At 71.9% G+C, this 25580-nt stretch carries 27 protein-coding genes; 17 read left to right on the top strand and 10 right to left on the bottom strand.

Features of this window, described 5'->3' with window-relative positions:
* The first annotated feature begins 187 nt into the window (after positions 1 to 187).
* From ACZ31C_RS06260 to ACZ31C_RS06250, 3 genes are all read left to right on the top strand, one after another.
* A complete protein-coding gene (locus tag ACZ31C_RS06260; RefSeq protein ID WP_396751738.1) occupies positions 188 to 1102 on the top strand; it encodes a MurR/RpiR family transcriptional regulator in 915 nt (304 codons plus the stop codon).
* Positions 1099 to 2049, top strand: a complete 951-nt coding sequence (locus ACZ31C_RS06255; protein WP_465794449.1) for an N-acetylmuramic acid 6-phosphate etherase — start codon at positions 1099 to 1101, stop codon at positions 2047 to 2049. The genes ACZ31C_RS06260 and ACZ31C_RS06255 overlap by 4 nt, the downstream gene beginning before the upstream one ends.
* A gap of 421 nt (positions 2050 to 2470) precedes the next feature.
* A complete protein-coding gene (locus ACZ31C_RS06250; protein WP_396751821.1) occupies positions 2471 to 3460 on the top strand; it encodes an RNA polymerase sigma factor RpoD/SigA in 990 nt (329 codons plus the stop codon).
* 73 nt (positions 3461 to 3533) lie between these two features.
* Here ACZ31C_RS06250 and ACZ31C_RS06245 read toward each other — a convergent pair whose 3' ends face one another.
* Positions 3534 to 4505, bottom strand: coding sequence for a C40 family peptidase (locus ACZ31C_RS06245; protein WP_465794448.1), 972 nt, complete (start codon positions 4503 to 4505; stop codon positions 3534 to 3536).
* A gap of 452 nt (positions 4506 to 4957) precedes the next feature.
* On the opposite strand from ACZ31C_RS06245, the gene ACZ31C_RS06240 reads away from it, so the two are divergent.
* On the top strand, positions 4958 to 5482 hold the full coding sequence (locus ACZ31C_RS06240) for a DUF6232 family protein (RefSeq protein ID WP_465794447.1): 525 nt from the start codon (positions 4958 to 4960) through the stop codon (positions 5480 to 5482).
* A 16-nt stretch (positions 5483 to 5498) separates the two neighbouring features.
* Here ACZ31C_RS06240 and ACZ31C_RS06235 read toward each other — a convergent pair whose 3' ends face one another.
* A complete protein-coding gene (locus tag ACZ31C_RS06235) occupies positions 5499 to 5837 on the bottom strand; it encodes a DUF3817 domain-containing protein (protein ID WP_350692320.1) in 339 nt (112 codons plus the stop codon).
* A gap of 26 nt (positions 5838 to 5863) precedes the next feature.
* Positions 5864 to 6325 carry a hypothetical protein gene (locus ACZ31C_RS06230; RefSeq protein WP_465794446.1) on the bottom strand — a complete coding sequence of 154 codons (462 nt, stop codon included), beginning with the start codon at positions 6323 to 6325 and terminating at the stop codon, positions 5864 to 5866.
* A 125-nt stretch (positions 6326 to 6450) separates the two neighbouring features.
* Between ACZ31C_RS06230 and ACZ31C_RS06225 the strand changes: the two genes are divergently transcribed.
* The 3 genes from ACZ31C_RS06225 to ACZ31C_RS06215 all read left to right on the top strand — a co-directional run bounded on the left by ACZ31C_RS06225 (position 6451) and on the right by ACZ31C_RS06215 (position 7729).
* Positions 6451 to 6774 carry a DUF6158 family protein gene (locus tag ACZ31C_RS06225; RefSeq protein WP_396751748.1) on the top strand — a complete coding sequence of 108 codons (324 nt, stop codon included), beginning with the start codon at positions 6451 to 6453 and terminating at the stop codon, positions 6772 to 6774.
* On the top strand, positions 6774 to 7097 hold the full coding sequence (locus ACZ31C_RS06220) for an SRPBCC family protein (protein WP_131051730.1): 324 nt from the start codon (positions 6774 to 6776) through the stop codon (positions 7095 to 7097). Before ACZ31C_RS06225 ends, ACZ31C_RS06220 begins: the two co-directional genes overlap by 1 nt.
* A gap of 101 nt (positions 7098 to 7198) precedes the next feature.
* Entirely contained in the window at positions 7199 to 7729 is a 531-nt protein-coding gene (locus tag ACZ31C_RS06215) for a DUF1360 domain-containing protein (protein WP_350692312.1), read from the top strand.
* An 83-nt stretch (positions 7730 to 7812) separates the two neighbouring features.
* Here the strand turns inward: ACZ31C_RS06215 and ACZ31C_RS06210 are convergent, their stop codons facing one another.
* From ACZ31C_RS06210 to ACZ31C_RS06200, 3 genes are all read right to left on the bottom strand, one after another.
* Positions 7813 to 8010 carry a hypothetical protein gene (locus ACZ31C_RS06210; RefSeq protein ID WP_396691025.1) on the bottom strand — a complete coding sequence of 66 codons (198 nt, stop codon included), beginning with the start codon at positions 8008 to 8010 and terminating at the stop codon, positions 7813 to 7815.
* 47 nt (positions 8011 to 8057) lie between these two features.
* A complete protein-coding gene (locus ACZ31C_RS06205) occupies positions 8058 to 8321 on the bottom strand; it encodes a hypothetical protein (RefSeq protein ID WP_449948676.1) in 264 nt (87 codons plus the stop codon).
* Between the two features lie 232 nt (positions 8322 to 8553).
* On the bottom strand, positions 8554 to 9660 hold the full coding sequence (locus ACZ31C_RS06200; protein ID WP_396751752.1) for a 3-deoxy-7-phosphoheptulonate synthase: 1107 nt from the start codon (positions 9658 to 9660) through the stop codon (positions 8554 to 8556).
* A 299-nt stretch (positions 9661 to 9959) separates the two neighbouring features.
* Between ACZ31C_RS06200 and ACZ31C_RS06195 the strand changes: the two genes are divergently transcribed.
* The 9 genes from ACZ31C_RS06195 (at position 9960) to ACZ31C_RS06155 (ending at position 19311) form a co-directional block, all read left to right on the top strand.
* Positions 9960 to 11114 (top strand): alkaline phosphatase PhoX, encoded by a 1155-nt coding sequence (locus ACZ31C_RS06195; protein WP_465794445.1) that lies wholly within the window; start codon positions 9960 to 9962, stop codon positions 11112 to 11114.
* Between the two features lie 98 nt (positions 11115 to 11212).
* Positions 11213 to 11428, top strand: coding sequence for a hypothetical protein (locus ACZ31C_RS06190; RefSeq protein WP_350692306.1), 216 nt, complete (start codon positions 11213 to 11215; stop codon positions 11426 to 11428).
* Between the two features lie 84 nt (positions 11429 to 11512).
* The gene (locus ACZ31C_RS06185) at positions 11513 to 12805 is read left to right on the top strand and encodes a M16 family metallopeptidase (RefSeq protein WP_465794444.1); all 1293 of its coding nucleotides are present in this window, start codon (positions 11513 to 11515) and stop codon (positions 12803 to 12805) included.
* 174 nt (positions 12806 to 12979) lie between these two features.
* On the top strand, positions 12980 to 14326 hold the full coding sequence (locus ACZ31C_RS06180; RefSeq protein WP_465794443.1) for a M16 family metallopeptidase: 1347 nt from the start codon (positions 12980 to 12982) through the stop codon (positions 14324 to 14326).
* A 73-nt stretch (positions 14327 to 14399) separates the two neighbouring features.
* Positions 14400 to 15422, top strand: a complete 1023-nt coding sequence (locus ACZ31C_RS06175; protein ID WP_465794442.1) for an aspartate-semialdehyde dehydrogenase — start codon at positions 14400 to 14402, stop codon at positions 15420 to 15422.
* Positions 15423 to 15484: 62 nt separating this feature from the next.
* Positions 15485 to 15901 (top strand): CBS domain-containing protein, encoded by a 417-nt coding sequence (locus tag ACZ31C_RS06170; RefSeq protein ID WP_396751767.1) that lies wholly within the window; start codon positions 15485 to 15487, stop codon positions 15899 to 15901.
* A gap of 177 nt (positions 15902 to 16078) precedes the next feature.
* The gene (locus ACZ31C_RS06165; protein ID WP_396751769.1) at positions 16079 to 16447 is read left to right on the top strand and encodes an SCP2 sterol-binding domain-containing protein; all 369 of its coding nucleotides are present in this window, start codon (positions 16079 to 16081) and stop codon (positions 16445 to 16447) included.
* On the top strand, positions 16447 to 18507 hold the full coding sequence (locus tag ACZ31C_RS06160) for an amylo-alpha-1,6-glucosidase (protein ID WP_465794441.1): 2061 nt from the start codon (positions 16447 to 16449) through the stop codon (positions 18505 to 18507). The genes ACZ31C_RS06165 and ACZ31C_RS06160 overlap by 1 nt, the downstream gene beginning before the upstream one ends.
* A gap of 54 nt (positions 18508 to 18561) precedes the next feature.
* Positions 18562 to 19311, top strand: coding sequence for a lysophospholipid acyltransferase family protein (locus ACZ31C_RS06155; protein ID WP_465794440.1), 750 nt, complete (start codon positions 18562 to 18564; stop codon positions 19309 to 19311).
* A gap of 25 nt (positions 19312 to 19336) precedes the next feature.
* On the opposite strand, the gene ACZ31C_RS06150 is transcribed toward ACZ31C_RS06155, so the two are convergent.
* From ACZ31C_RS06150 to ACZ31C_RS06135, 4 genes are all read right to left on the bottom strand, one after another.
* Positions 19337 to 20041: a hypothetical protein gene (locus ACZ31C_RS06150; protein WP_465794439.1), complete on the bottom strand. Its 705-nt coding sequence runs from the start codon at positions 20039 to 20041 to the stop codon at positions 19337 to 19339.
* A 79-nt stretch (positions 20042 to 20120) separates the two neighbouring features.
* A complete protein-coding gene (locus ACZ31C_RS06145; RefSeq protein ID WP_396751777.1) occupies positions 20121 to 20834 on the bottom strand; it encodes a response regulator transcription factor in 714 nt (237 codons plus the stop codon).
* The gene (locus ACZ31C_RS06140; protein ID WP_465794438.1) at positions 20807 to 21997 is read right to left on the bottom strand and encodes a hypothetical protein; all 1191 of its coding nucleotides are present in this window, start codon (positions 21995 to 21997) and stop codon (positions 20807 to 20809) included. The genes ACZ31C_RS06145 and ACZ31C_RS06140 overlap by 28 nt, the downstream gene beginning before the upstream one ends.
* On the bottom strand, positions 21987 to 23165 hold the full coding sequence (locus tag ACZ31C_RS06135; RefSeq protein ID WP_465794437.1) for a sensor histidine kinase: 1179 nt from the start codon (positions 23163 to 23165) through the stop codon (positions 21987 to 21989). Before ACZ31C_RS06135 ends, ACZ31C_RS06140 begins: the two co-directional genes overlap by 11 nt.
* A 320-nt stretch (positions 23166 to 23485) precedes the next feature.
* On the opposite strand from ACZ31C_RS06135, the gene ACZ31C_RS06130 reads away from it, so the two are divergent.
* Positions 23486 to 25006 carry a PQQ-dependent sugar dehydrogenase gene (locus tag ACZ31C_RS06130; RefSeq protein WP_465794436.1) on the top strand — a complete coding sequence of 507 codons (1521 nt, stop codon included), beginning with the start codon at positions 23486 to 23488 and terminating at the stop codon, positions 25004 to 25006.
* The last annotated feature ends 574 nt before the right edge of the window (positions 25007 to 25580 follow it).

Below are 25580 nucleotides of genomic sequence, written 5' to 3'. Positions count from 1 at the left end.
CCCCACGCTAGTGCTGCCGTCCGGTCGGCCCCCGAGCGGCCCCACCCGACCGGACGGACCCGGCCCGCCGGAGGAGGCGGGCCCCTTCGGACGGGTGGCAGGCTGTGGGCGTGCGCCCGGGCGGTGTCGTCCGTCGGGTGGGCGCGGCGTGGTTGACGCTCACGGCTTGTGAAAGTAAGTTTCATCCGTGGGGAAGAGTCCGAAGATTTCCGCGAGCCCCGAGCCGGGTGGACTGATCGTCCACATCAGCGGTCTGCTCCCGTCGCTGTCACCGGCCGAGCAACGGGTCGCCCGACTGGTGGTCGCCGACCCCGCCGACGCGGCCCGGCGGACCATCACCGACCTCGCCACCGCCGCCGAGACATCGGAGGCCACCGTCATCCGGTTCTGCCGGTCGGTCGGCATGGAGGGCTACCCGCAACTACGGATCCGGCTCGCCGCCGAGGCGGCCCGGCGGATCGAGCCCCCGGACGCGCGGGTGGTGGGCGGCGACATCCCGCCCGGGGCCGACTTCGCCCAGATCATCGCGACCATCGCGTTCAACGACGCCCGCGCCGTGGAGGAGACCGCTGAGCAGCTCGACCCGGCGGTCTGCGAGCGGGTGGTGGACGCCATCGTCGGCGCCGGCCGGATCGACATCTACGGTGCCGGGGCGAGCGGGTTCGTGGCCTCGGACTTCCAGCAGAAGCTGCACCGCATCGGCCGCACCGCGTTCTACTTCCCGGACGTGCACACCGCGCTGACCTCGGCGGCCCTGCTCGGCCGGGGTGACGTGGCGGTGGGCATCTCGCACACCGGCACCACCTCGGACGTGGTCGAGGTGCTGGAGCAGGCGCGGGCCCGGGGCGCCACCACGGTGGTGCTGACCAACTTCCCCCGCTCGCCGGTCACCGAGGTCGCCGATCACGTCCTGACCACCGCGGCCCGGGAGACGACCTACCGTTCCGGCGCCACCGCAAGCCGGCTCGCCCAGCTCACCGTGGTCGACTGCCTCTTCGTCGGGGTGGCCGCGCGCAACCGCCCCCGGGCCCGCAAGGCGCTGGAGGCGACGGCCGAGGCGGTCCGGTCCCACCGGGTCGGGTCCGCCCGGAGGCGGGCATGACCGCCGGTGCGGTGGAGCCCGACGCGGCCCCGGTCGCCGTCCGCCCGACGGTCCGCGTCGGTGCGCCGACCGAGCGGCGCAACCCGATCAGCGTCGACCTGGATCTGATGTCCACCCGGGACGTGCTCGCCGTGATCAACGAGGCCGACCGGCGGGTACCGGCCGCGGTGGCCGCCGTCGGCGACCGGATCGCCGAGAGTGTCGACCTCGCCGTCACGGCGCTGCGGAGCGGCGGCCGGGTGCACTACTTCGGGGCTGGCACCTCGGGTCGGCTGGGCGTCCTGGACGCCGCCGAGCTGGCCCCCACCTTCAACTCGCCCCGCCACTGGTTCTGCGCCCACCTGGCCGGTGGTCCGGAGGCCGTGTGGCGGGCGGTGGAGGACGCCGAGGACGACGACACCCGAGGGGCGACCGAGGCGACCGACTGCGTACGTCGCGGTGACGTGGTGGTCGGCCTTACCGCCAGCGGTCGCACCCCGTACGTCCTCGGGGCGCTCGCCGCGTCCCGGGCCGAGGGCGCCTCGACGGTGCTGCTCTGCGCGTACCCGGACGCTCCGGCCGCCCGGTCCGTGGACGTCTTCATCGGCCTGGACACCGGGCCGGAGGTGGTCGCCGGGTCGACCCGGATGAAGGCGGGCACGGCCCAGAAGATCGTGCTGAACAGCTTCTCCACCGCGGTCATGGTGCGCCTGGGTCGGGTCTACTCGAACCTGATGATCGACATGGTGGCGACCAACGCGAAGCTCCGGGGACGGATGCTCTCGATCCTGGTCGAGGCGACCGGTTGTGCCGAGGACCGGGCCCGTCAGTCCCTCGACGAGGCGGACGGCGATCTGAAGACCGCCCTGGTCAGCCTCGTCTCCGGGGTGGAGGTGACCGTCGCGCGGGCGGCCCTGGCCCGCTCCGCCGACCAGGTACGCGGCGCGCTCGCGCTCCTCGCGTCCTGAATCCGACAGGCGTCACGGGCGCTGTACGGGGCCCGGCATAGAACCGGGGCACGGATTGTTCAACTGGCCGTGGGGTAATACCACCGGCGTGGATGAACCGACTGGTCCGCGTACGCGTATCAGGCAGTGACCAGGATCGCAGCACGGTGGTGACCCGGGTCGCTGTGTCGGTCGGCCGGGCAGTGTTGCCATGGACCGGGACGGACGGCGATCCGTCGATCCGTCGACCTCACGAGGTGCCTGCCGACCCCAGTCAGGCAGGGTGCTGACAGCAAACGTAGACCGTGCTCTCAGCGGATTATCAGGCATTCGTGACACTTTCGACCCACGACATGGAATCCCTGACACGTCTCATCTGTTGTGTAGATGCCGGCTCCGGTGGGCACAGCGGAAGTTGCGGGGAGGGCTGATGGGCGTGGGGATGGCAAGGAACCGGGCAACCGGCGCGAGCGAGGGGACCGTGGGCAACGTGGACAAGAACATCGGAATGCGCACCGACGAGGTCGCCGAGGAGCGCGACCTGGTCGGAGTCTACCTGCACGAGATCTCCCGGACGCCACTGCTGGACGCCGCCAAGGAGGTCGATCTCTCCAAGGCGATCGAGGCCGGCCTCTATGCCGAGCACCTGCTCGGTGAGGACCGGATTCCCGACGGTGCCACCCGGGACGAACTGGGCCGGTTGGTCGCCGAGGGCGAGCGGGCCAAGGACCTGTTCATCCGGGCCAACCTCCGGCTCGTCGTGTCGATCGCCCGCCGTTACGTCCGCTCCGGGATGCCGATGCTGGACCTGATCCAGGAGGGCAACACCGGTCTGGTCCGGGCGGTCGAGAAGTTCGACTACGAGCGCGGCTACAAGTTCTCCACCTACGCGACCTGGTGGATCCGCCAGGCGATCAGCCGGGCCATCGCCCAGCAGGAGCGCACCGTGCGGCTGCCGGTGCACCTGGTGGAGGACGTCAACCGGATGCGCAACGTGGCTCGCCAGCTCACCCGCGAGCTGGGCGGCGACCCGGAGCCGGAGCAGATCGCCGCGGCGCTCGGCGTGACCGTCGAGCGGGTCAACGAGCTGGTCCGTTGGTCGCAGGACACCGTGTCGTTGGACACGCCGGTCGGCGACGACGGCGACACCAACCTGGGTGACCTGGTCGCCGACAGCGACGCACCGTCGCCGGAGGAGATCGTGCTCACCGGGCTGGAGCGGCAGCGGATCGAGGGGTTGCTCAACCACCTCGACGACCGCTCGGCCGGGATCATGCGGGCCCGCTACGGGCTGGAGGACGGTCGGGAGCACTCGCTCACCGAGGTGGCCTCGCGGTTCTCGCTCTCCCGGGAGCGGATCCGGCAGTTGGAGATCCAGGCGCTCGGGCGACTGCGCGAGCTGGCTCGCGCGGAGGGCCTACAGGCCGCCTGAGCTGGTAAGAATGACGGCGAACGGCCGGCGTCCGATAGGGGGACGCCGGCCGTTCACCGTCTGTGGGTACGACTCAGCGCACCCGTCCGTAGCCGTACGGGGGCATCAGGTCGACGGCGCGTTTCTCCACGTTGCGACCGAACGTGGGGGCGTGAATCACCTGACCGTCGCCCACGTAGATCGCCACGTGCCCGAGACTGCGATAGAAGACCAGGTCACCGGGGCGTAGCTCGCCACGGCTGATCTGCGCCACCTTGCCCCACTGCATCCGGGTGTTGTGCGGCAGCGACTTGCCCGCCGCCCGCCATGCGGCCGAGGTCAACCCGGAGCAGTCGTAGCCGTTCGGCCCGTCCTGCCCCCAGGCGTACGGCTTGCCGAGCGCGCCGTAGGCGAACCGGACGGCCACACCGGCCTGCCCGGAGACCGAGGGCGCGTTGTTGGCGTTGCCGGAGTTGTTGGTCGGGCGTTCGGTCGCCCGGCCGTACGCCTGCCGGCGCATCTCGTACAGCTTGGCCAGGTCCCGCTCGATCCGCCGTTTCGCGGCGGCCAACTCCCGGGACTGGGCGGCCTGCCGGCTGAGCGTGACGTCCAGCCGGGTCTTCTCGTCGAGCAGCCGCTGCTGGTCGGCGGTGTAGCTGGCCACCGTCGCCTGGCGTTGCCGGGTCAGGTGGTCCAGCGTGCCGAGCCGGTCGAGCATGGACGTCGAGTCGTCGCTGCGCAGCAGGGCCTCGGCGGCGCCGAGGTTGCCGGTCTTGTACGCGGTGACGGCCAGTTGGCCGACGTCCGACCGGCTCTGTTCGGCCTGCTGCTCCAGCGGGCCGATCCGCTCCTGCAGCCGGTCGACGGCGGCCCGGTTGTCCTTGATCTTCTCGCGCAGCTCGTTGTGTGACTCCACCACGTCCTGCAGCTCGGCGGAGGACTTGTCGATCCGCCGGGTCAACTCGGCGGTCGACGGTTCGGCCCGGGCCACCGTGGCGGGCGCGATCAGCGCCAGCGAACAGGCGGCCACGGCCAAGGCGCGCAGCGTGTTCGTCAGGGACGACAAGAGCTCGATGCTCCTCTCCCAGAGCCGGCGCGGGCCTGCTGACGCTCCGCGACGGCACCGGACCGGTGCCGTCCGGCTGGACGGCGGTCGACCGGGCCGACCTGCCCAAGGTAGTACGGGAACAGAGTTACCGGCAGGGATTGTCGGGACATGTGAGGAGCATGTGGCGAATCTGATTCACCCTAAAGGGGTATGTAGGCTTATCTGGGCAGATGCCGTACTGGTCGCTCTCGGCATATGACGTCGGATGCCTCGGCGCTATAACCGATAAGACGGACTTGGACGGCTCTTTCCGGCGACAGTCGGCCGTGGAAGCGGCGTGACCACCGGAAACAGGCCGGTGCGGCTGGCGTGCCCGGCAGACAATGGGCGCACAGCCGGGATTCCCGTCAGCCGGCGTCGTGGGTCGGTGGACCGGCCCGGCGACCTCCGGTGGTGGGGGAGGAGGGGCCGTGAATCCTGACGGTGCGACGACACGACCACCACGCTCCGCGCCCGGTGGCCGGAACCAACGGCTGCTCTACGCCCGACCCGGGATCATCGTCACCGCCGACCGGTTCACCGTCGGGCGCAGCACCTGGCGGGTCGCCGAGCTGACCCACCTGCACACCACGCGGGGGGAGCAGGACCCGGTGGCGGCCCGGGCCGTGCTGGTCTCCACCGTCGTCATCGGCGGCATCGGTCTGATGCTCGGCTTCACCGGCGGGTTGCACCGGCTCACCGCCGAGGCGTACCTGCTGCTCGGGGCGGTGTTCCTGGTGCCGGTGCTGCTCGCGGCGGCCGGGGACCGGTGGCGGCCGCCGCCGTACGAGCTGTGGGGGCGGCGCGGCGAGGTCGAGGAACTGCTGTTCAGCAGTGACGACGAGCAGCAGTTCGGCCAGGTGAGCCGGGCGTTGCGCCGAGCCCGGGAAATGCACAGCTACGGCGGGTGGGAGGACCCGTTGGCGGCTGCCGACCCGTGGCGGCCGCGCCGCTGAGGGCCCTGCCCCGCGGCTAGCCGGCCACCGGCTCCGGCGTCTGCTGCTCCCGCACCCGCTGCTCGGCCAGGTACAGGGCGCTCACCCGGCGCTCGGCCCAGAAGGAGACGAAGGGCACGGTGCCCGCCAGCATCACCAGGACCATCCGCTTGAGCGGCCAGTCGACCCGCCGGGACAGGTCGAACGCGGCGACCAGATAGAGCATGTAGAGGAAGCCGTGCGCCTGGCCGACGGTCTCCACCAGGATCGGGTTGTCGAAGCCGTACTTGAGCGGCATGCCGATCACGACAAGCAGGATCAGCACCACGCCGACGACCCAGGCGATCACGCGGTAGCGGGTGAGGGCAGCGCGCACGTCTCGTCAGTCCTTCCGGCCCGGGCTCAGCCGGGGTAGTCACCGGGCTTGGCGCCCGGATTGGCGTTCAACCATGACAGGTAGCGGTTGTAGGCGGCCAGGTCCGCGTCGTCGGAGACCTCGTCGACGGCGGTGGCCCGGGCCACCCGTACCGGCCGGCGGATCCCGGGTCGCGGCCGGTTCGTCTCCGGCGTACCGGCGGATGCTCCGGCCTCGTCGGCGCCGCGCGTCTCCTCGGTCGAGGCGTCCGGCGTGGTGTCGCCGGCCTCGGCGGTCGGCTCCTCCCGCAGCGTGTGGCGCACCTCGCGCCACCACACGAAGACCACGAAGCCCGCGAAGATCGGCCACTCCACGGCGTAGCCCCAACTGATGGCGTTGCCGGCGGCGGCCCGGCTGACCTGCCACCAGCCGAGGCCGAGGAAGGTGGTGACCAGCACGACCAGGGCCACGTGGCGGGCGATCCACGCCGGGGTCCAGAGCCGCTTCATGGCAACGAGGGTACCGGGAGCGGCTGCGCTCTCCGACGCGGTGTCGTAGTGGCGGCCCTGGTTTGGCCGCACCCCGCGTGGGCAACCGTACAGACGCCAGCCCAGCACGGACGAGGGGGCGCGAGATGACCGCATCAGGACGATCGGACGGGTTTCCCAGCGGAGGCACCGAGGTGAGCCCCGAGCAGCGGATCCCCGAGTGGGGCGAGGACCGGACGGCGACCGGTCCGCTCGACGGGGACCTGCCCGGCGTCGACCCGGCCGAGCTGAGCGAGGACGACCTGATCCGCGAGGTGCAGAGCCTGCACCGCACCCGCCTGGACACGTTGCGCCACGCCACCGACTCGGCGTTGGCCAACCACCTGCGGCGTACCGCCGAACTCGAGACCGAGTACCTCGCCCGGCACCCCGGGCGGGAGGTCGACCCGAGCCGGCTGCGGGACGCGTGATGGCGTACGCGGAACGCGGCGTGTCCGCACCCCCCGAGGTCGTCTTCAACACCGCGACCGACCCGGACCGGGTCGCCGCCTGGCTGCCCGAACCCCTGCGCACCGGCGACTCGTCCGACCAGGGCGACGGTGACCGGATGCGGGCCCGCTGGGCCGGACACGGCACCGACTGGTGGGCCGAGCTGCGGGTGGAGCCGGTCGACGCCGGTGGTGCCCGGGTCCGTCTGGACATCTCCGGCGGCGGTGCCGAGACCGACCGGCTCGCCGACGAGGCCCTCACCAAGCTTGCCCGCGAGGTGGACGACAACCTCCAGGCCGGCTGACCCGGCCGGACAGCGTACGACCGAGCCGCCCGGAGTCCGGGCGGCGATCTGGGCCGTCCCGACCGGGACGGCGCACCCCCGCGTGAGACGAAGGAGGCCGGGTGAGCGAGCTGAAGCAGAAGGTGGCGCGGTTGCGTCAGGCGTACGCCCCGCACGAGCACCGCCCGCTGGGCGGGTACCTGGCGGCGATGGGCACCTACGCCGCGGTGACCGGTGCCATCGCCGGGCTGGTCAAGGCGACCGGCCGCCCGGTGCCCGAACGGCCCGCCACCTCCGACGTGGTGCTCCTGGCCATCGCCACCCACAAGCTCAGCCGGCTGTTGTCCAAGGACGCGGTGACCAGTCCGCTGCGGGCGCCGTTCACGCAGTACGACCGGCCGATCGGCAGCGGCGAGGTGATGGAGCAGGTACGCGACTCGGGCAGCTCCACCCGGCACGCCATCGGTGAGCTGCTGAGCTGCCCGTTCTGTCTGGCGGTCTGGGTGGCCACCGGATTCACCGGTGCGCTGGTGCTCACGCCGAGGCTGACCCGACTGGTGGCCACCGCCCTGACCGCGGTGACCGCGTCCGACTTCCTCCAGATGGCGTACGCGATGGCGCAGCGGGGGGCCGAGGGCGATCACCGGGAGTGACGTCGGTCAGGCCCGGTGTCCTCCAGCGGTGGGGACACCGGGCCTTTTCTGTGCGCGGGCGTCAGCGCCGCAGAACAGTCGTGTCAGCGCTGCATGCCGGACCAGCCGCGCGGCGACTCGGGTTCCCGTTCGTCCTCGTCGGCGCCGGTGATGATGTCCCGGTCCACGGCCGTGCGGTCGTGTTCGTTGGCGAAGTCCGGCTCGGGAAGGGTGTCGGTGCCCTCCGGGGGTTGGCCGAGCGCGGGCATCCGGTCGTCCTGGTCTTCCTCGGGCTGCGACATCACGTTCCTCTTCTCGTCGCCGGCGCCGGCCGGGTCGGCGCCGGACGTCACCCCGCCGTACCACCCAGCAGGTCGGACACCTCGTCGACCGCGTACTCGCCCTGGGGCAGCGCGTTGAGCCGGGAGAGCAACTGCGCCGGCAGTTCCGCGGCGACGGCCCGCCGGTAGATGTCCACCTGACTGATCCGCTCCTGACCGTGGTAGAGATCGTCGAGCAGGTCGTCGAGCGGCCGGGTGTCCACCTCCTCCGTCTCCACCTCGTCGGGTACGGCGGCAGCCGTACCGGGCAGGTCGGTGACGGCCGGGTCGATGCCCGCGGTGTCGACCACGGGCACGTCGGCCAGGATGGCGTCGGGCAGCCGCGCCTCGGTCGTTGGTGCCGTGGACACCACGGGTGCCCCGGTCACGGGTACGTCATCGGTCACGTCCGCCACCTACCCCCACCCCACCCGGCCAAACTCCCACCGCACCTGCGGCGATCATGAGGTCGGCGGCGTTCTCGCTGGTCGCGCCGCCCGCCGACCTCTGATCGACGGAAGCAGGTCAGGCGGGGGTGGGCAGGGTCCGCGAGTGGTGGGCGCGGCGGGTACGCACGGCGGTGGCCAGCGCGTCGAGGACCTCGTCGGTGGTGTCCCAGCCGATGCAGGCGTCGGTCACCGACTGCCCGTAGGTCAGCTCGCGGGTCGGGTCCAGGTCCTGGCGGCCGGGCTCCAGGAAGCTCTCCAGCATGATCCCGACGATGCCCTGCTGACCGGCGGCGATCTGCGCGGCCACGTCGGCGGCCACGATGGGCTGGTTGCGGTGGTCCTTGCCGCTGTTGGCGTGGCTGGCGTCGACCACCAGCCGCTCCGGCAGGCCGGCGGACCGCAGCAACTCCAGCGCACCGGCCACCGACTCGGCGTCGTAGTTGGGCCGACCGCCGCCGCCGCGCAGCACCAGGTGGCCGTCTGCGTTGCCCCGGGTGTGCATGATCGCCGGGGTGCCGGAGACGTCGATGCCGGGGAAGACGTGCGGTACGCCAGCCGCCCGGATCGCGTCCACCGCAGTGGAGATGCTGCCGTCGGGGCGGTTCTTCATGCCGATCGGCATGGACAGGCCGGAGGCGAGCTGGCGGTGCACCTGGCTCTCCACCGTGCGCGCCCCGATCGCGCCCCACGCCACCGTGTCGGCGATGTACTGCGGGGTGATCGGGTCGAGGAACTCGCAGCCCACCGGCAGCCCGAGGCGCAGCACGTCGAGCAGCAGCGCCCGGGCCAGCCGCAGGCCGGTGTTGACGTCACCGGAACCGTCCAGCCCCGGGTCGTTGATCAGGCCCTTCCAGCCCACCGTGGAGCGCGGCTTCTCGAAGTAGACCCGCATCACCACCAGCAGGTCGTCGGAGACCCGGTCGGCCGCCTCACGCAGTCGGTGCGCGTAGTCCAGGGCGGCGGCGGGGTCGTGCACCGAGCACGGCCCGACCACCACCAGCAGGCGGTCGTCGGCACGGTCGAGGACCTGCCCGACCGCGCGTCGCCCGGTCAGCACGGCCGAGGTGAGGCCGGCGTCCAGGGGCAACTCGTGCAGCAGCAGGGCCGGGGTGGTCAGCGGCACGACGCGGTCGATCCGCTGGTCGATGACCCGGTGGTTCTCCGGGGTCGTCACGGTGGGCATCCTTTCGCCGACCGCACCCGGGGCCGGTGCCCGGGTCGAGCCGGCTGCTCGTACGCGAAAGGGCAGGAACGAAAGCTCCTGCCCGGCCGGCTCGAATTCGGTGACGTCAGATCATGGTGAGGTCACCGGCCGAGCCGGCTGCCTAAACCATCGATACGACCGCGTCACGGCGGTAAGAGTACCTGACGGTGCGCGGATGCTCACCTTCTCGTCGCCGAAGCCTCGTCTCAGGTTCACCCCCGTCGATGGAACGCTCGGTAGTTTCGGCGCGACCGACAGACGTCTCCCGAGGGGTTCCGATGGATCGTCGTACCGTTCTGCGTACCGCTGTCGCCGGTGGCGCCGCCGCCTTCTCCGGCGGCCTCTGGGCCGGCGCCGCCGTCGCCGCCCCTGCTCAACCCGGTGTCGGCCCCTACGGTCCGCTGCGCACCGCAGACGCCAACGGCATCATGCTGCCGACCGGATTCACCAGCCGGGTGATCGCCCGGTCCCGCCAGGCGGTGCCCGGCACGTCATACGTCTGGCACGACGCACCCGACGGCGGCGCCTGTTTCACCGCTGGCACCGGCTGGATCTACGTCTCGAACTCTGAGATCACGCCCGGCGGCGGTGCCTCGGCGGTCCGGTTCCACGCCGACGGGAGCGTCGCGTCGGCGTACCGGCTCCTCTCCGGCACCAACCAGAACTGTGCCGGGGGCGCCACCGGGTGGGGCACCTGGCTCTCCTGCGAGGAGGTCAGCCGGGGGTACGTCTACGAGACGTACCCGCAGGGCGGCACCACGGCGGTGCGTCGGGCGGCGATGGGCTGCTTCACGCACGAGGCCGCCGCCTGCGACCCGGACCGGCGGGTGATCTATCTGACCGAGGACGAGACCGACGGCTGCTTCTACCGCTTCCGGCCGACGACCTGGGGCGACCTCTCCGCCGGCACGCTTGAGGTGCTGGTCGCCGGCAGTGGCACCAGCGGCCCGGTCACCTGGGCCCGGGTGACCGACCCGGCGGCGTCGAGCACGCTCACCCGTCGCCAGGTCTCCGGTGCCAAGAGCTTCAACGGCGGCGAGGGCTGCTGGTACGCCGACGGCACCTGCTGGTTCACCACCAAGGGCGACAACCGGGTCTGGGCGTACGACGCGGTGCGGCAGCGGATCGACCTGGCGTACGACGACTCGCTGGTCTCCGGCACCGCGCCGCTGACCGGGGTGGACAACATCACCGGCGCCCGGTCGGGCGATCTCTACGTCGCCGAGGACGGCGGCACCATGGAGATCTGCGTGATCACCCCGGACGAGGTGGTCGCGCCGTTCCTGCGGATCACCGGGCAGTCCTCCTCGGAGATCTGCGGACCGGCCTTCTCGCCCGACGGCACCCGGTTCTATTTCTCCTCGCAGCGCGGCACCTCCGGTTCCTCCTCCGGCGGCATCACCTACGAGGTCCGTGGCCCGTTCCGCACCTGACGTGTAAGGAGGGGTCCCCTGCTATCGCCTCGTGCATAGCAGGGGACCCCTCCTTACATGCACGCGTGCGCGGGACGGGGTGGGGGTAAGGAAGCGGCATGACTGACGCGCAGAGCGACCAGGAGCGAATCGAGTCGCGGGCCCACCTGCTGCCGGAGGAGGCGGCGGTCGGCAGCGACGACCCCCAGGCCCAGGCCGACGCGATCCTGACCGAGTCGGACCTCCGCGAGGCCGACCGCAACGCCGCCCCGGACACCTTCCTGGAACGGCGCACCTCGGAGCAGACGGTGACCCCGATCGAGCCGCCGGACTGACCCTGTCGGGGCGCGGCCGCCCGCGACACGGGCGTGCCGCGTCCCATCCCCGCCGGAGCGCGGAGATCGGATAGCGTCGGGGCCATGCCCGACAGCGGTTATCCCTGGCCCATCTCGACGACCCGACTGGACAACGGCCTGCGCGTGGTGGTCAGCGAGGACCGCACCGCACCGGCGGTCGCGGTCAACCTCTGGTACGACGTCGGTTCGCGACACGAGCCGGCCGGTCAGACCGGTTTCGCACACCTCTTCGAGCACCTGATGTTCGAGGGCTCGGTGAACGTCGCGAAGACCGAGCACATGAAGTTGGTGCAGGGCGCGGGCGGCTCGCTCAACGCCACCACCAACCCGGACCGCACGAACTACTTCGAGACGGTCCCGGCCGAGCACCTCGAACTGGCGCTGTGGCTGGAAGCCGACCGGATGGGCGGCCTGGTGCCGGCGCTGACCCAGGAGACGCTGGACAACCAGCGGGACGTGGTCAAGAACGAGCGCCGCCAGCGCTACGAGAACGTGCCGTACGGCGACGCCTGGCTGCGGCTGCTGCCGCTGCTCTATCCGCCGGGCCATCCCTACCACCACGCCACGATCGGCTCCATGGCCGACCTGAACGCCGCCGACCTGGCCACCTTCCAGGCGTTCCACCGGACCTACTACGCACCGAACAACGCGGTGCTGACCGTGGTCGGTGACACGACCGTCGACGAGGTCACCGCGCTGGCCGAGAAGTACTTCGGCGTCATTCCGCCCCGGCCGGAGATCCCGTCCGCACCGGACGGGTTGGTCGTGGCACGCAGCGGCGAGCCGGTGGCGGAGACGGTGGTCGCGGACGTTCCGGCACCTCGGGTGTACGTGGCCCACCGCACGCACCCCTTCGGCACGCCCGGCTACGACGTGGTGACGGTGCTCGCCACCGTGCTCGGCAGCGGCCGGGGCAGCCGCCTCTATCAACGGCTCGCCGACGGTGAGCGGATCGCCCAGCCGGATCTGGTCGGGGCGTACGGGGTGGACCTGGCGCACGCTCCGGCACCCTTGATCGCCACCGCCACCGCCCGCCCCGGGGTGGACGCCGAGCGGCTGGCCGCCGGGCTGGCCGAGGTGATCGACGAACTGGCCACCGTGCCGGTCACCGCCGCCGAGCTGGACCGCGCCAAGGCGCTGCTGACCACCGCGTGGTGGCGGCAGATGTCCACGGTGGACGGACGGGCCGACGCGTTGGGCCGGTACGCCACCCAGTTCGGTGACCCCCGCGTGCTCGCCGATCGGCTCCCGGGCTGGCTCGCGGTGACCGCCGAGCAGATCGCCGAGGTCGCCGCAGACGTACTCGCCCCCGCCGACCGGGCGACTCTCACTTACGTACCGGAGGAGAACCGGTGAGCGCGAGGAGTGAGCGGCGCGGACCGGTTGGTCGCCGTGGCCTGGTGTGCGCGAGCCCCGCAGTCGCGAACGAAAGGAAAGCACGGTGAGCGCGAGGAGTGAGCGGCGCGGACCGGTTGGTCGCCGTGGCCTGGTGTGCGCGAGCCCCGCAGTCGCGAACGAAAGGAAAGCTCAGTGACTCTGATCGCCGATCGTCCGGGACCGGGTGCGGCCCGTCCGTACCGGTTCCCGCAGGTGGTGCGTCGGAGCGTGGCAGGCGGTCAGGTCGTCGCCGCGCACCTGCCCGGGCAGAACCTGGCCGTCGCGCTGCTGCTGCTCGACGCGGGCGCGGGCCGGGAGCCGGTGGGCAAGGAGGGGCTGGGCGGGGTACTCGCCAAGGCGCTGGAGGAGGGCACCAGCCAGCGGGACGCCACCGCGTACGCGTTGGCCATCGAGGCGCTCGGCACCGAGTTGGTGACCGGGCTGGACTGGGACACCTTCCAGGCCAGCGTGCAGGTGCCGGTGGACCGGCTGGGCGCGGCCGTGGAACTGCTCGCCGAGGCGGTGCGTACGCCGAGGCTGGACCCGGACGACGTACGGCGGGTCCGCGACGACGAGGCGACCGCGTTGCGGATGGACTGGGCGAACCCGGGTCCACGGGCAGACGCGGTACTGCGTGCCGACCTGTTCGGTGCGGACAGCCGGTGGGGCCGCCCGATGTACGGCGACCCGGATTCGGTGGCCGGGCTGGACGTGGAGGACGTCACGGTCTTCCACTCGGAGTGGTTCATCCGCCCGGGGACCCTGGTCGTCGCCGGGGACCTGGACCGCCTCGACCTGGACGCGCTGGCCGCGACGGCGTTCGCCGGCACCGGTGGCGGACCGGTGGACCGGGGCGCGCCGATCGGGGTGCCGCTGCGCGAAGGCCGTCGGGTGATCCTGGTCGACCGGCCCGGTTCGGTGCAGTCCACGCTGCGGCTCGGGCATCCGGCGCCGCATCGGGCCCACCCGGACCACGTGCCGATCGCGCTGGCCGGCACGGTGCTCGGTGGCGCCTTCACGTCCCGGCTGAACCACCTGATCCGCGAGGTACGCGGTTACACGTACGGCATCCGGGGCGACTTCGCCTCGTCGCGCCGGTTCGGCCGGTTCGGGATCAGTTCCGGCGTGCAGACCGCCGTCACCGCGCCGGCTCTGGTGGACGCGGTCGGGGAGGTCGCGCGTACCCAGGCCGGCGGGGTGACCGAGGAGGAGCTGGCGGTGGCCCGCTCCTGGCGGGCCGGGCAGCTCTCGGTCGAGTTGCAGAGCCCCCGGGCGATCGCCGGTGCGCTCACCACGCTGGTGGTGCACGACCTGCCGGACGACTACCACGCCCGGCTGCGCGAGTCGCTGCTCGCCGCCGACGTGGCGGAGGTCTCGGCGGCGGCCGCCGCGCACCTGTTCCCGGAGTCGCTGACCCTCGTCGTGGAGGGCGACGCGGCGGTGATCCGGGACGAGATCGTGGCGGCCGGCCTGGGTGAGGTGATCGACGCCACGCGGTGATCGGGCGGTCGGAGGGTCCGGGCGGTGGGAAAGCGTTCCCGCCGCCACCGGCCCGCTGGGTAGCCTCGCGGGTATGAGGATCGGCATTGTGGGCGCGACCGGCCAGGTCGGCAGCGTCATGCGGCAGGTGTTGGCGGATCGGGAGTTCCCGGCGGAGCAGGTGCGGTTGTTCGCCTCCGCGCGGTCGGCGGGGCGGACGCTGCCGTGGCGCGGCGAGGAGGTCACGGTCGAGGACGCGACCACCGCCGACTACTCGGGGCTGGACATCGTGCTCTTCTCGGCGGGCAAGGGCACCGCCAAGGAGCTGGCGCCCCGGGTCGCCGCCGCCGGGGCCGTGGTCATCGACAACTCGTCGGCGTTCCGGATGGACCCGGAGGTGCCGCTGGTGGTGGCCGAGGTCAACCCGCACGCCGCCGCGAACCGCCCGAAGGGCATCATCGCCAACCCGAACTGCACCACGATGGCGGCGATGCCGGTGTTGCGTCCACTGCACGCCGAGGCGGAGCTGGTCAGCCTGGTCGTGTCGACGTACCAGGCGGTGTCCGGCGCCGGGCTGTCCGGCGTGGCCGAGCTGGACGAGCAGGTCCGCAAGGTGGTCGAGACCGCCTCCGGTCTGACCTTCGACGGCGCGGCGGTGGAGTTCCCGGCCCCGCGTTCGTTCGCCCGGCCGATCGCGTTCAACGTGCTGCCGCTGGCCGGCTCGATCGTCGACGACGGCTCCGCCGAGACCGACGAGGAGCAGAAGCTGCGCAACGAGAGCCGCAAGATCCTGGAGATCCCCGGGCTGAAGGTTTCCGGCACCTGCGTGCGGGTGCCGGTGTTCACCGGGCACTCGCTCCAGATCAACGCGCGGTTCGCCCGGCCGATCAGCCCGCAGCGGGCCCACGAACTGCTCGCCGACGCCCCGGGCGTGGCGCTCTCCGACGTGCCGACCCCGTTGCAGGCGGCCGGGCAGGACCCGACGTACGTGGGCCGGATCCGCGCCGACGAGACGGTCCCGCACGGGCTGGCCCTGTTCTGCGCGAACGACAACCTGCGCAAGGGTGCCGCGCTCAACGCGGTGCAGCTCGCCGAGCTGGTCGCCGCCGAGCGCTGAGCGTTACTGCCTGCGGTCTTGGGGTAGACACCGGGTTGCCCCACGACCGAGAGGGAGGCGCCATGACGACGGTCGGAGACTTCATGACGACCCGGTTGGTGACCATGGACGGCGACGCCACGCTCGCCGCGGCGGCGCAGGAGATGCGTGACTCCGCCATCGGGGACGTGGTGGTGTGCGACGGTGACAACGTGGTCGGCATCGTGACGGACCGGGACATCACGGTTCGGGGTGTCGCGCAGGACATGGACCCGAACACCACCCGACTCGACCAGATCACCTCGAAGGACGTGATCACGGTCAGTCAGTACGACGACGCCGTGGCCGCCGCCGACCTGATGCGGACGTACGCCGTACGGCGGCTGCCGGTGATCGAGGACGGCCGGCTGATCGGTCTGGTCTCCATGGGTGACCTGGCCGTGGAGCGGGAGCCGCAGTCGGTGCTGGCCGACATCAGCGCCGACGACCCGAACAACTGACCTCTCCACCGCGCGACGCCGGCTCCCGTCTCGGGGGCCGGCGTCGACGCTGTTCACCCGCCTTGCCCGCAAGCTGCGCCCACCTCGCCCACTCGGCTCACCCGATCCGGGCGAGGTTGACGCCGCCGAGCGTGGGGACCCGCCTTTCGGAGCACAGCGACCGGGAGGAGTGCGGCGATGTCGGACGCGACCACACGGTTCTTCGAGGACCTCGACCACCGGGGGTACGAGCCCCTGCTGGCGAAGTCGTCGGGCGCCCTGCGCTTCGATCTGCACGAGGGTCCCCGGACCAGCCACTGGCTGCTGCGCATCGACCGGGGGAACATGACGGTCTCCCGGGAGGACCTGGCGGCCGACACCGTGGTCGGGACCAGCCCGGAGCTGTTCGAGGACCTGGTGACCGGCCGGGAGAACGGGCTGGCGGCGCTGCTGCGCGGGGACATCACGGTGTCCGGTGACGCGCGTCTGGTGATCCAGGTGGACCGGCTCTTTCCCGGGCCGCCGCAGGCGCAGGGGCCGCGTCGGTACCGGAAGGGGGTCCGCTGATGGCTCCCGGCCACACCGTACGGATCCTCGACGGCAGCACCTTCGTGGTCTGCGAGGCGACCGGCGACATCGAGGCGACACCGACCGAGCCGACCGGATTGTTCTCCTTCGACACCCGCTATCTGTCCAAGTGGGTGCTCACCGTCAACGGTGAGCGGTTGAACTCGCTCTCCTACGACGACCTCCAGTACTTCGAGTCGCGCTTCTTCCTGGTGCCCGGCCTGGCCACGCACTACGTGGACGCGAAGCTGTCGATCATCCGCGAGCGGGCCGTCGGGGGCAGCTTCCGGGAGAACATCACCATCCTCAACCACGACGAGAAGGCCGTGGACCTCCAGGTGCGGATGGACGCGGCGTGCGACTTCGCCGACCTGTTCGAGGTCAAGGACGAGATCCTGAACAAGAAGGGCGAGACGTACGCCGAGGTGGAGTCGGACCGGCTGCGCATCGGCTACCGGCGTGGCAACTTCCGGCGGGAGACGGTCATCTCCTCCTCCGAGCCGACCCGGTACGACCGCAACGGCTTCTCGTACACGATCCACCTGGAGCCGAACGAGCAGTGGCAGACCACCATCGACGTGCAGACGCTGGCGCTCGGTCCGGACCACCGGGACCTGCGGATCGGTTTGCAGGTGCACGGCACCGAGCGGCTCGCCCTCCAGCACGACCTGGAGGAGTGGATCGCCAAGGCGCCGAAGGTGAACAGCGAGCACGGCCGGGTCGCGGCGACGTACCAACGATGCATCGTCGACCTGGCCGCGCTGCGGTTCGCGCCGCTCTCGCTCGGCGGACAGACGCTGCCGGCCGCCGGCCTGCCCTGGTTCATGACCATGTTCGGCCGGGACAGCATCCTGACCTGTCTGCAGACGCTGCCGTTCACGCCCGAGCTGAGCGCAACCACGCTGCGAATCCTCGGTGCCCTGCAGGGCACCAGGTGTGACGACTTCCGGGAGGAGGACCCAGGCCGGATCCTGCACGAGATGCGGTACGGCGAGAGCGCCGCGTTCGAGGAGCAGCCGCACTCGCCGTACTACGGCTCGGTGGACGCCACGCCGCTGTTCGTGGTGCTGCTCGACGAGTACGAGCGGTGGAGCGGGGATGCGGCGCTGGTCAAGGAGTTGGAGCAGGAGTGCCGCCGGGCGTTCCGGTGGATGGACGAGTACGCCGACCTGGTCGGTAACGGCTACATCTGGTACGAGCGCCGCAACACCGACACCGGCCTGGAGAACCAGTGCTGGAAGGACTCCTGGGACTCCATCTCGTACGCCGACGGCAGTCTGCCGCCGTTCCCCCGGGCCACCTGCGAGGTGCAGGGGTACGCGTACGACGCGAAGATGCGTGGTGCCCGGCTGGCCCGCGAGTTCTGGAACGATCCGGGGTTCGCCGACCAGTTGGAGCGCGAGGCGGCGGCGCTCAAGGAGCGGTTCAACCGGGACTGGTGGGTCTCCGACGGCGGCTACTACGCGTTGGCGTTGGACCCGGACGGGCGGCAGTGTGACGTGCTCTCGTCGAACATCGGTCACCTGCTCTGGAGCGGGATCGTCGACGAGGACCGGGCCGAGCAGGTCGCCCACCACCTGGTCGGGCCGCGACTCTTCAGCGGCTGGGGGGTACGCACGCTGGCCGAGGGCGAGGTGCGGTACAACCCGATCGGCTACCACAACGGCACGGTCTGGCCGTTCGACACCTCGTTCTGCGCGTGGGGCCTGCGCCGGTACGGCTTCGCCGAGGAGGCGGCCGTCATCGCCAACGGCATCCTGGACGCCGCCCGCTACTTCGACGGGCGGCTGCCCGAGGCGTTCGGCGGCTACCAGCGGGAGCAGACGAAGTTCCCGGTGGAGTACCCGACGGCGTGCAGCCCGCAGGCGTGGTCGACGGGTGCCCCGCTGTTGCTGCTGCGCACCATGTTGGGGCTGGAGCCGCACGAGGGTCACCTGGCGGTCGAGCCACGGCTGCCGGTGGGCATGGGCCGGATCGAGGTGCTGGACATCCCGGGCCGCTGGGGTCGGGTGGACGCCTTTGCCCGGGGCCGGCTGGACCTGCACAAACTCGCCGATTGACGGGGCCGCGCCATGTCCTACCGGTGCGTAACCTACCAACGGTAAAGTTGCCGGATGCCGGAACTCGTGTACCCACCCGTGATCGCCGCCTGCAAGACGATGTTCCGCGTACTCGACCTGAAGCTGGCCGTGGAGGGCGCGCACCACGTGCCCCGCACCGGTGGCGTGGTGCTGGCCAGCAACCACGTCAGCTACCTGGACTTCATCTTCTGCGGGTTGGGGGCGCTGGAGTCCCGGCGACTGGTCCGGTTCATGGCCAAGGACGCGGTGTTCCGGCACCGGGTGTCCGGCCCGCTGATGCGCGGGATGCGGCACATCCCGGTGGACCGGCAGGCGGGTGCCGAGTCGTACGCCGCCGCCGTGCGCGCGTTGCGGGCCGGCGAGGCGGTCGGCGTCTTCCCGGAGGCCACCGTGAGCCGGTCCCTGACCGTCAAGGCGCTCAAGAGCGGGACCGCCCGGATGGCCCGTGACGCCGACGTGCCGGTGCTGCCGGTGGCGCTCTGGGGCAGCCAGCGCCTCTGGACCAAGGGCCGCCCACGCACGCTGACCCGCCGGCACACCCCGATCACCATCGAAGTCGGCGAGCCGATGCTGCCCGGCGCGTACCCGGACACCGCCGCGATGACCGCCGACCTGGCGGCCCGGCTCAGCGCGATGGTGGACCGGGCCCAGCGCGAGTACCCGGACCGGCCCGCCGGACCGGAGGACCGCTGGTGGCTGCCGGCCCACCTGGACGGCACCGCGCCGACCCCGGAGGAGGCCGCCGCGCTGGACGCCGCCGACCGGGAGGCCCGCAAGCCCTGACCCGTCGAGGATCAGGCCGAAAGGCTCACCGCTGCCCGGAGGCCGCGTCGTACGGCATCGGGTCGGCGTGCCGGGGCCGGTAGTAGTCGTCCCGGGAGTGGAACTCGACGGGCAGGGAACCGGGCAGCACCACCCGCGCCGGGCCGGCCAGCAGCGTATTGCGGGCGACCCGGGCCAGCGCGTCCCGCTCCGGCGGTGACAGGTCCACCAGCTCCGGCCGGGTGAGCCGGAACACCGCCACCGCGCGGCGGATCTGTCGGGCCAGCTCGCCCACCTCGGCGCGCTGCCCGATCAGGCCGAGCGCCGGCTGCCGGATGGTCCGCAACGCGTCGCAGACCACCAGCAGCCGCATCGCGTCGTCGTCGGTGCCCGGCAACCACTCCAACCGGGACGGCCACTGCCAGCGGATCTGCCCGCTGACCAGACCCGGGGTCCGGCCGCCCGGGCCGGAACGGGAGCCGACCAGGGACAGGTGCGAGCGCGTACCGACGTAGACCATCCGGAAGTCGGTGACGGTGAGCGTGACCTGGGCGGGCAGCGTCCACGTCCGGGAGGCGTCCGACGGGCCCAGCAGGTAACCCGCCACGTTCAGCCGGTGGCGGCCGAGCACCTGCTCGCCGGGCTCCGGCACCAACTCGTGCCGCCGGTCCAGGACCGGGCCGGCGTCGTCGTCGTGCACCGCGTCGAAGCGATGCGGGGCGATGAAGAACGGGGACGCATCATCGTGCATCGGGACGGAACCTCCGGTGCGGGCGGTGGCATCTGATCACGAGCCTCGCCCAATCCGACACACCCTGTCATGACGCCCGTTAGGGGGTCGGCCAATCGGTCGACGCATGCGACCGATAGATGCCTATTTCCTCTGGTCGGACTAGTCCGTCCTCGATCGCCCGGGCGAGCAGTGCCGCCTTGGTGGCCGCCGGCCGTCCGGCCCGGGTGTACTTGATCCGCGCCCGGTCGACGTACTGCTTGACGGTGTGTTCGCTGATCCGCATCCGGCGGGCCACCGACGCCTTGGACATCGACTGGAACCACAGCAGCAGCGCCTCGCGCTCCTTGTCGGAGAGGACCGGTCGGTCCGGTCGGGGGTCACCGACCATCGCACCGGCCAACGACGGGGCAACGTACGGGCGGTCGCTCGCCGCGTCCAGCACCGTCGCCACGCAGTGCTCCCGCCCCTCGTGCTTGGCGAGGAACGCCACCGCCCCGGCGTCCAGCGCGGCGAGCATGGTGCGCGGGTCGGAGTGTTCGGAATAGACGACCACCCGCCGGCCGGCGGCACAGAGTTCGGCGAGCTTGTCCAACACCAGCCGACCGTGCAGGCGCAGGTCCAGCAGGACCACGTCGGCGTCGGGCGCGGCGCGCAACACCTGGTCGGGGTCGTCGCCGGTGGCGAGCACGGTCAGTCGCGGCTCGGTGGACAGCCAGGCGCGGACCCCGTCGATGACCACCGGATGATCGTCCACGATGGCCACTCCGACGGGGCGTTGTGGCGTCAACGGCGCCACCGCGTCTGCGTCCATCTGATCTCCCCGTCCCGTTCGTGTACCTGCTCGACCTGCGCGTCGCTCTCCTCCGGCGGCGGCCCGGTGGCCTCCGGGCCGCCCCGGTCCGGTGTGACCAGGCTGACCACCACCTCGTCGGGGCCGGCGACGACTGTCATCCGGGCCCACTGGTGTGCCTCGGCGAGGACGGCGATGAGCGGATCGGCCAGGCTCCGCCGGACCTGCACCGGCAACGGTGGCGGTGCACCAATTGTGACCAGGTCGATGGGCAGCCCGTTACGCTCCGCCAGGTCGGCGGCGGCACGGAGTTCGTGGAACAGCGGATGCGGCACGTCGTCGGACTCGGCGATCAACCGGCGTAACTGGCCGGCGGCCCGTACGCAGCGGCGCTGCACCTCCAGGTCGGCCGGGTCGGCCCGGCCCTGCGCCAGCTCGGTCAGCACCTCGCTGGCCGCCGCACCGGCCAGCGCCAGCCGCTCCCGTCGCTCGCGCCGGGCGTGCTCGGCGGCCTCCCGCTCGGCCACCATCGCGTTCGTGGTCGCGACCGTGGCGGCCCGCTCGCGGGAGAGCAGTGACAGGGCCACCGCGCCGACGAAGACCGCCGCCGGCAGCGACGAGGTGCCGTACAGGGCCATCGTGGAGCGGGCCAGGTCCGCCGCGCCGGTCGCGCCGTACAGCGCGACGGCGGACATCGCGATCGCCGCGTGCGCCACCAGCAGGGCGAGCAGCCAGCGCACCCGCTGCCCCCAGAGCACCACCAGGAAGAACCAGGCGAGCGTGCCCCACACCCAGTTGGCGGGACTGAACAACTGCGCCCGACCGGCCGCGGCGAAGACCACCACGTCGACCGCCAGCAGCAGCCCGGCCGTCGGCGCCGCCGGCAGCGGGCGGTCGTGCAGCAGGCGTACGCCGGCGACCATCCCGACCGCCGTCACCAGCAGCCAGCCGCCGAGCACCACCTGCGGCACCGCCAGCTCGGACCAGGCGGAGAGCACCGCCGGCAGCCCGATCACCAGGTGCCAGACCAGCGCGATGGTCACCGCGACGACCCGGGCTCCCCGGTCGGAGATGCGCGCCACCGCAGCCGCCGCCCGGCCGGCGTCGACACCGTCGACCACCCCGGTGGTACGCGCCGCCGGCCGCACCACCGCCCCGGGTGCCGTCCCCGCCTCAGCCGACATCCGACCACTCCAACCGGATCCGGGTGCCGCGACCGGGGGCGGAGTCCACCTCGGACCGCCCGCCGATCGCGGCCATCCGGCCGTGGATCGACTCGCGCAGGCCGTACCGGTGCGCCGGGACGGTGGCCGGGTCGAAGCCGGGACCGTCGTCGACCACCTCGACCGCGACCGTGCCGGTGATGCGCCGCAGCCGCACGGTGGTGGCGGCGCCGGGCGCGTGCCGGAGCACGTTGGTCAGCGCGGCGTGGGTGCTCTCCGCGAGCGCCTCGGCGACCGGCGCCGGTGCCGGGCACGGCGGCAGGTCGGCGTTGACCGGCAGGCCGGGCAGCCGGGCGAAGACCGCCCGCAGCCGTTCGTCCACCCGGGCCGTGCCGCCCACCGGCACCGACCGGGCGTCCGCGAGGGCGGCGAGGGTACGCAGGTCGCTGTTGCACCGCTCGCGCAGCGCCGGCGACGGACCGGGCACCGCGCCCTGTCCCACCATGGTCAATGTCGCCAGGACGGTGTCGTGCAGGTCGCGGTTCTGCTGCCGTTCCGACTCCCGGACGGTACGTGCGAGGAACGCCTCCCGGGTGGCCTTCTGACTCGTCACGAACTCGGCGTCGGCGCGGGCCATCCGGCGACGCATCACCGCGGTCATCATCGCCGTGCAGGCGACCTGTGCCAGCAGTGTCGCGGCGTGTGCACTGGCCTCTACGGGGTCCCCGGTCGCGTACGCGCCGGTCGCGTAGCTCGCGGTGACCAGCAGGCCGGCGGCGATCGACCAGCGTGCCGGGGCGGTCGCCTGGGCGTTGATGACCGTGGTGCTGGCCAGGACCGCGATCCAGCTCGCCTCGCCGGGCAGCACCTCCGGCGCGACCAGGACCGGCATCGCCAGGCACGCGGCGGTGGTCAGGGCCACGTCCCCGGTGACCACGGCGGGGCCGATGCCGTGCCGGAAGGCGCGCAGCGAATACCAGCCGGCCCAGACGGTCAGCACCGCCACGGCCGGGATCAACAACTCCACCCGGACCGGAGGGGTACGGACGGAGAGCGCCACCACCGCGACGAAAAGGCCGCAGGAGAGTCGTAGCAGCGCCGGTAACCGGGTGAAGATCAGCGTGAACGCACCGGTGGCCGGGCGCTCCACCGAAGCGGTTGGCGCGATCGAAGCGGTGTGGGCCGACATCGGGGGAGGGCGTCCTTTGCGACAATCGACCCGATCCGGGTCCGCGCTGCGGAGATCGACGCCGGAGAATAGCATGCGACGGCGACCTCGGTGACCGAGCGTGTCGAGACTGTCGCCGCCGCGTGGGCGGCCCGTTACCTCGACCGGCGAGCCGTGGTCCGGATCGCCTGACTCCCTACCGTAGTCGGGCGATGGCTCGTGGCAGAAATGCGAATGTTTCCCGCGTTTTCCTCCTCCGTCGCATTGTGCGTGGCGCGATTCGCGCGTGTCGAGAATTCGCGCATGTTACATTGATAAACATCTCTATTTCGGGAGGTGGCATGAAAATCCGACTCACGGTCGGGGCCGTACTCACCGCCGGGCTGGTCGCCGGTGCCGTCGGTGTCGGTGGTCTCGCCGGCGCGGTACCCGCCGTCGAACGCCCGTCCGCCGTCGTCGCCGGAGCCCCCGGGCTGCTCGCCGTCGGCGACTTCGACTTCACCCGCCCGGAAACGGTCGCCACCGGGCTCCAGGTGCCGTGGGGCATGGACTTCCTGCCCGACGGCAGTGCCCTGGTCGCCCAACGTCCCACCGGCCAGGTGGTCCGGGTCCGTCCCGGCCAGCAGCCCGTACCCGTCGTCACGATCTCCGGGGTGACCGCGACCAGCGAGGGTGGTCTGCTCGGCCTCGCCGTCTCGCCGACCTACGCACAGGACGGCTGGATCTACGTCTACTTCACCACCGCGACCGACAACCGCATCTCCCGGTTCCGACTCACCGCCGTGCAGGACCAGCAACCCATCCTCACCGGGCTGACCCGGGCGTCGATCCACAACGGAGGCCGGATCGCCTTCGGGCCCGACGGCATGCTCTATGTCGGAGTGGGAGACGCCGGACAGACCGCCACGGCCCAGAACCCGCAGAGCCGCAACGGCAAGATCCTGCGTATCCGGCCGGACGGCACCGTCCCGTCGGACAACCCGACGGCCGGGTCGCCGGTCTACAGCCTCGGCCACCGCCACGTGCAGGGTCTTGCCTGGGACGCCCAAGGCCGACTATATGCCAGCGAGTTCGGTCAGAACACCTGGGACGAGGTCAACCTGATCGTCGCGGGCGGCAACTACGGCTGGCCCACGGTCGAGGGCCGGGCCAACGACCCCCGGTTCCGTGACCCCCTGCTCGTCTGGACCCCGGCCGAGGCGTCACCGAGCGGCGTCACCATCGCCGGGAACCGGCTGTTCGTGGCGGGCCTGCGCGGCACCCGGCTGTGGAACGTGCCGCTGAACGGCTCCGGCGGCGTCGGCACCCCCACCGCCGAACTGCTCGGCGCCTACGGACGCCTGCGCACCGTCGAGTACGGTCCCGACGGCTGGCTCTGGGTCACCACCAGCAACCGCGACGGCCGGGGCACCCCGGCGTCCACCGACGACCGGGTGCTGCGCTTCCCGCCCCGCGACGGCACCACGCCGCCCCCCACCACGCCCCCGCCGACGACGCCGCCGCCCACGACGCCGCCTCCGACGACGCCTCCGCCCACGACCGGCCCGGCCGCCTGCACGGTGAGCTGGACGGCCAACCAGTGGAGCAACGGCTTCACCGCCGACGTACGCGTCACCAACCGTGGGTCGGCCCTGAGCAGTTGGACGCTGACCTGGTCGTTCCCCGGTAACCAGCAGGTCACCAACGCCTGGAACGCCCAGGTGGCCCAGTCCGGCCGGACCGTGACCGCGCGCAACGTGTCCTGGAACGGCAGCCTGCCGACCAACGGCACGGCCACCTTCGGCCTCCAGGCGACCTACTCCGGCACCAACGACCGCCCCGGCGACTTCCGCCTCAACAACACGTCCTGCCAGGTCGGCTGATTCCCGCCGGCAGCACGTCCTGCCGGCTCGGCTGATCCCCGCCCGCGTCCCCGGGCGACCGGCGCCCCGGCGCCACCCCGGGCAGCCCACCCGTCCACGGTGGGCTGCCCGGCCCCGTTCGTGTTGCCCGGCCCCGTTCGTGTTGCCCGGCCCCGTTCGTGTTGCCCGGCCCCGTTCGTGTTGCCCGGCCCCGTTCGTGTTGCCCGGCCCCGTTCGATGGTGTGCACATGTCCGCACACCCCACGCGGCTCATCATGATCCGCACAACTTCATGGATACTGCTGCCTCAGGCGCCCTCGGAGACAGCAATATCGCTGAAGTTGCGCGGATCTTGCCCCGCCCACGCGCAAGTACACCGCCCACCCGCTGACGCCCGCGTTGATCAAGGAGTTTTGGTCTCGGAGGGGCAGGTCTGAGGGCGCGAACTCCTTGGTCAACTCTGGTGGGTTCGGTCCGTCGGGTGGGCGTCGGCCGTCCGGGGGTGGTGTCGGTTTCGAACAAGACCGGTGGGGGTGGGGGCGATAGCGTCCCTGGTGTGGCGCGGGGTGTTGGACCTTCGGGCCGAGGTGCAGGG

This window comes from Micromonospora sp. NPDC023869 (assembly GCF_055559695.1).
Note: the sequence above shows the minus strand (reverse complement) of the source record. Positions and strands in the feature narration are given on the sequence as shown.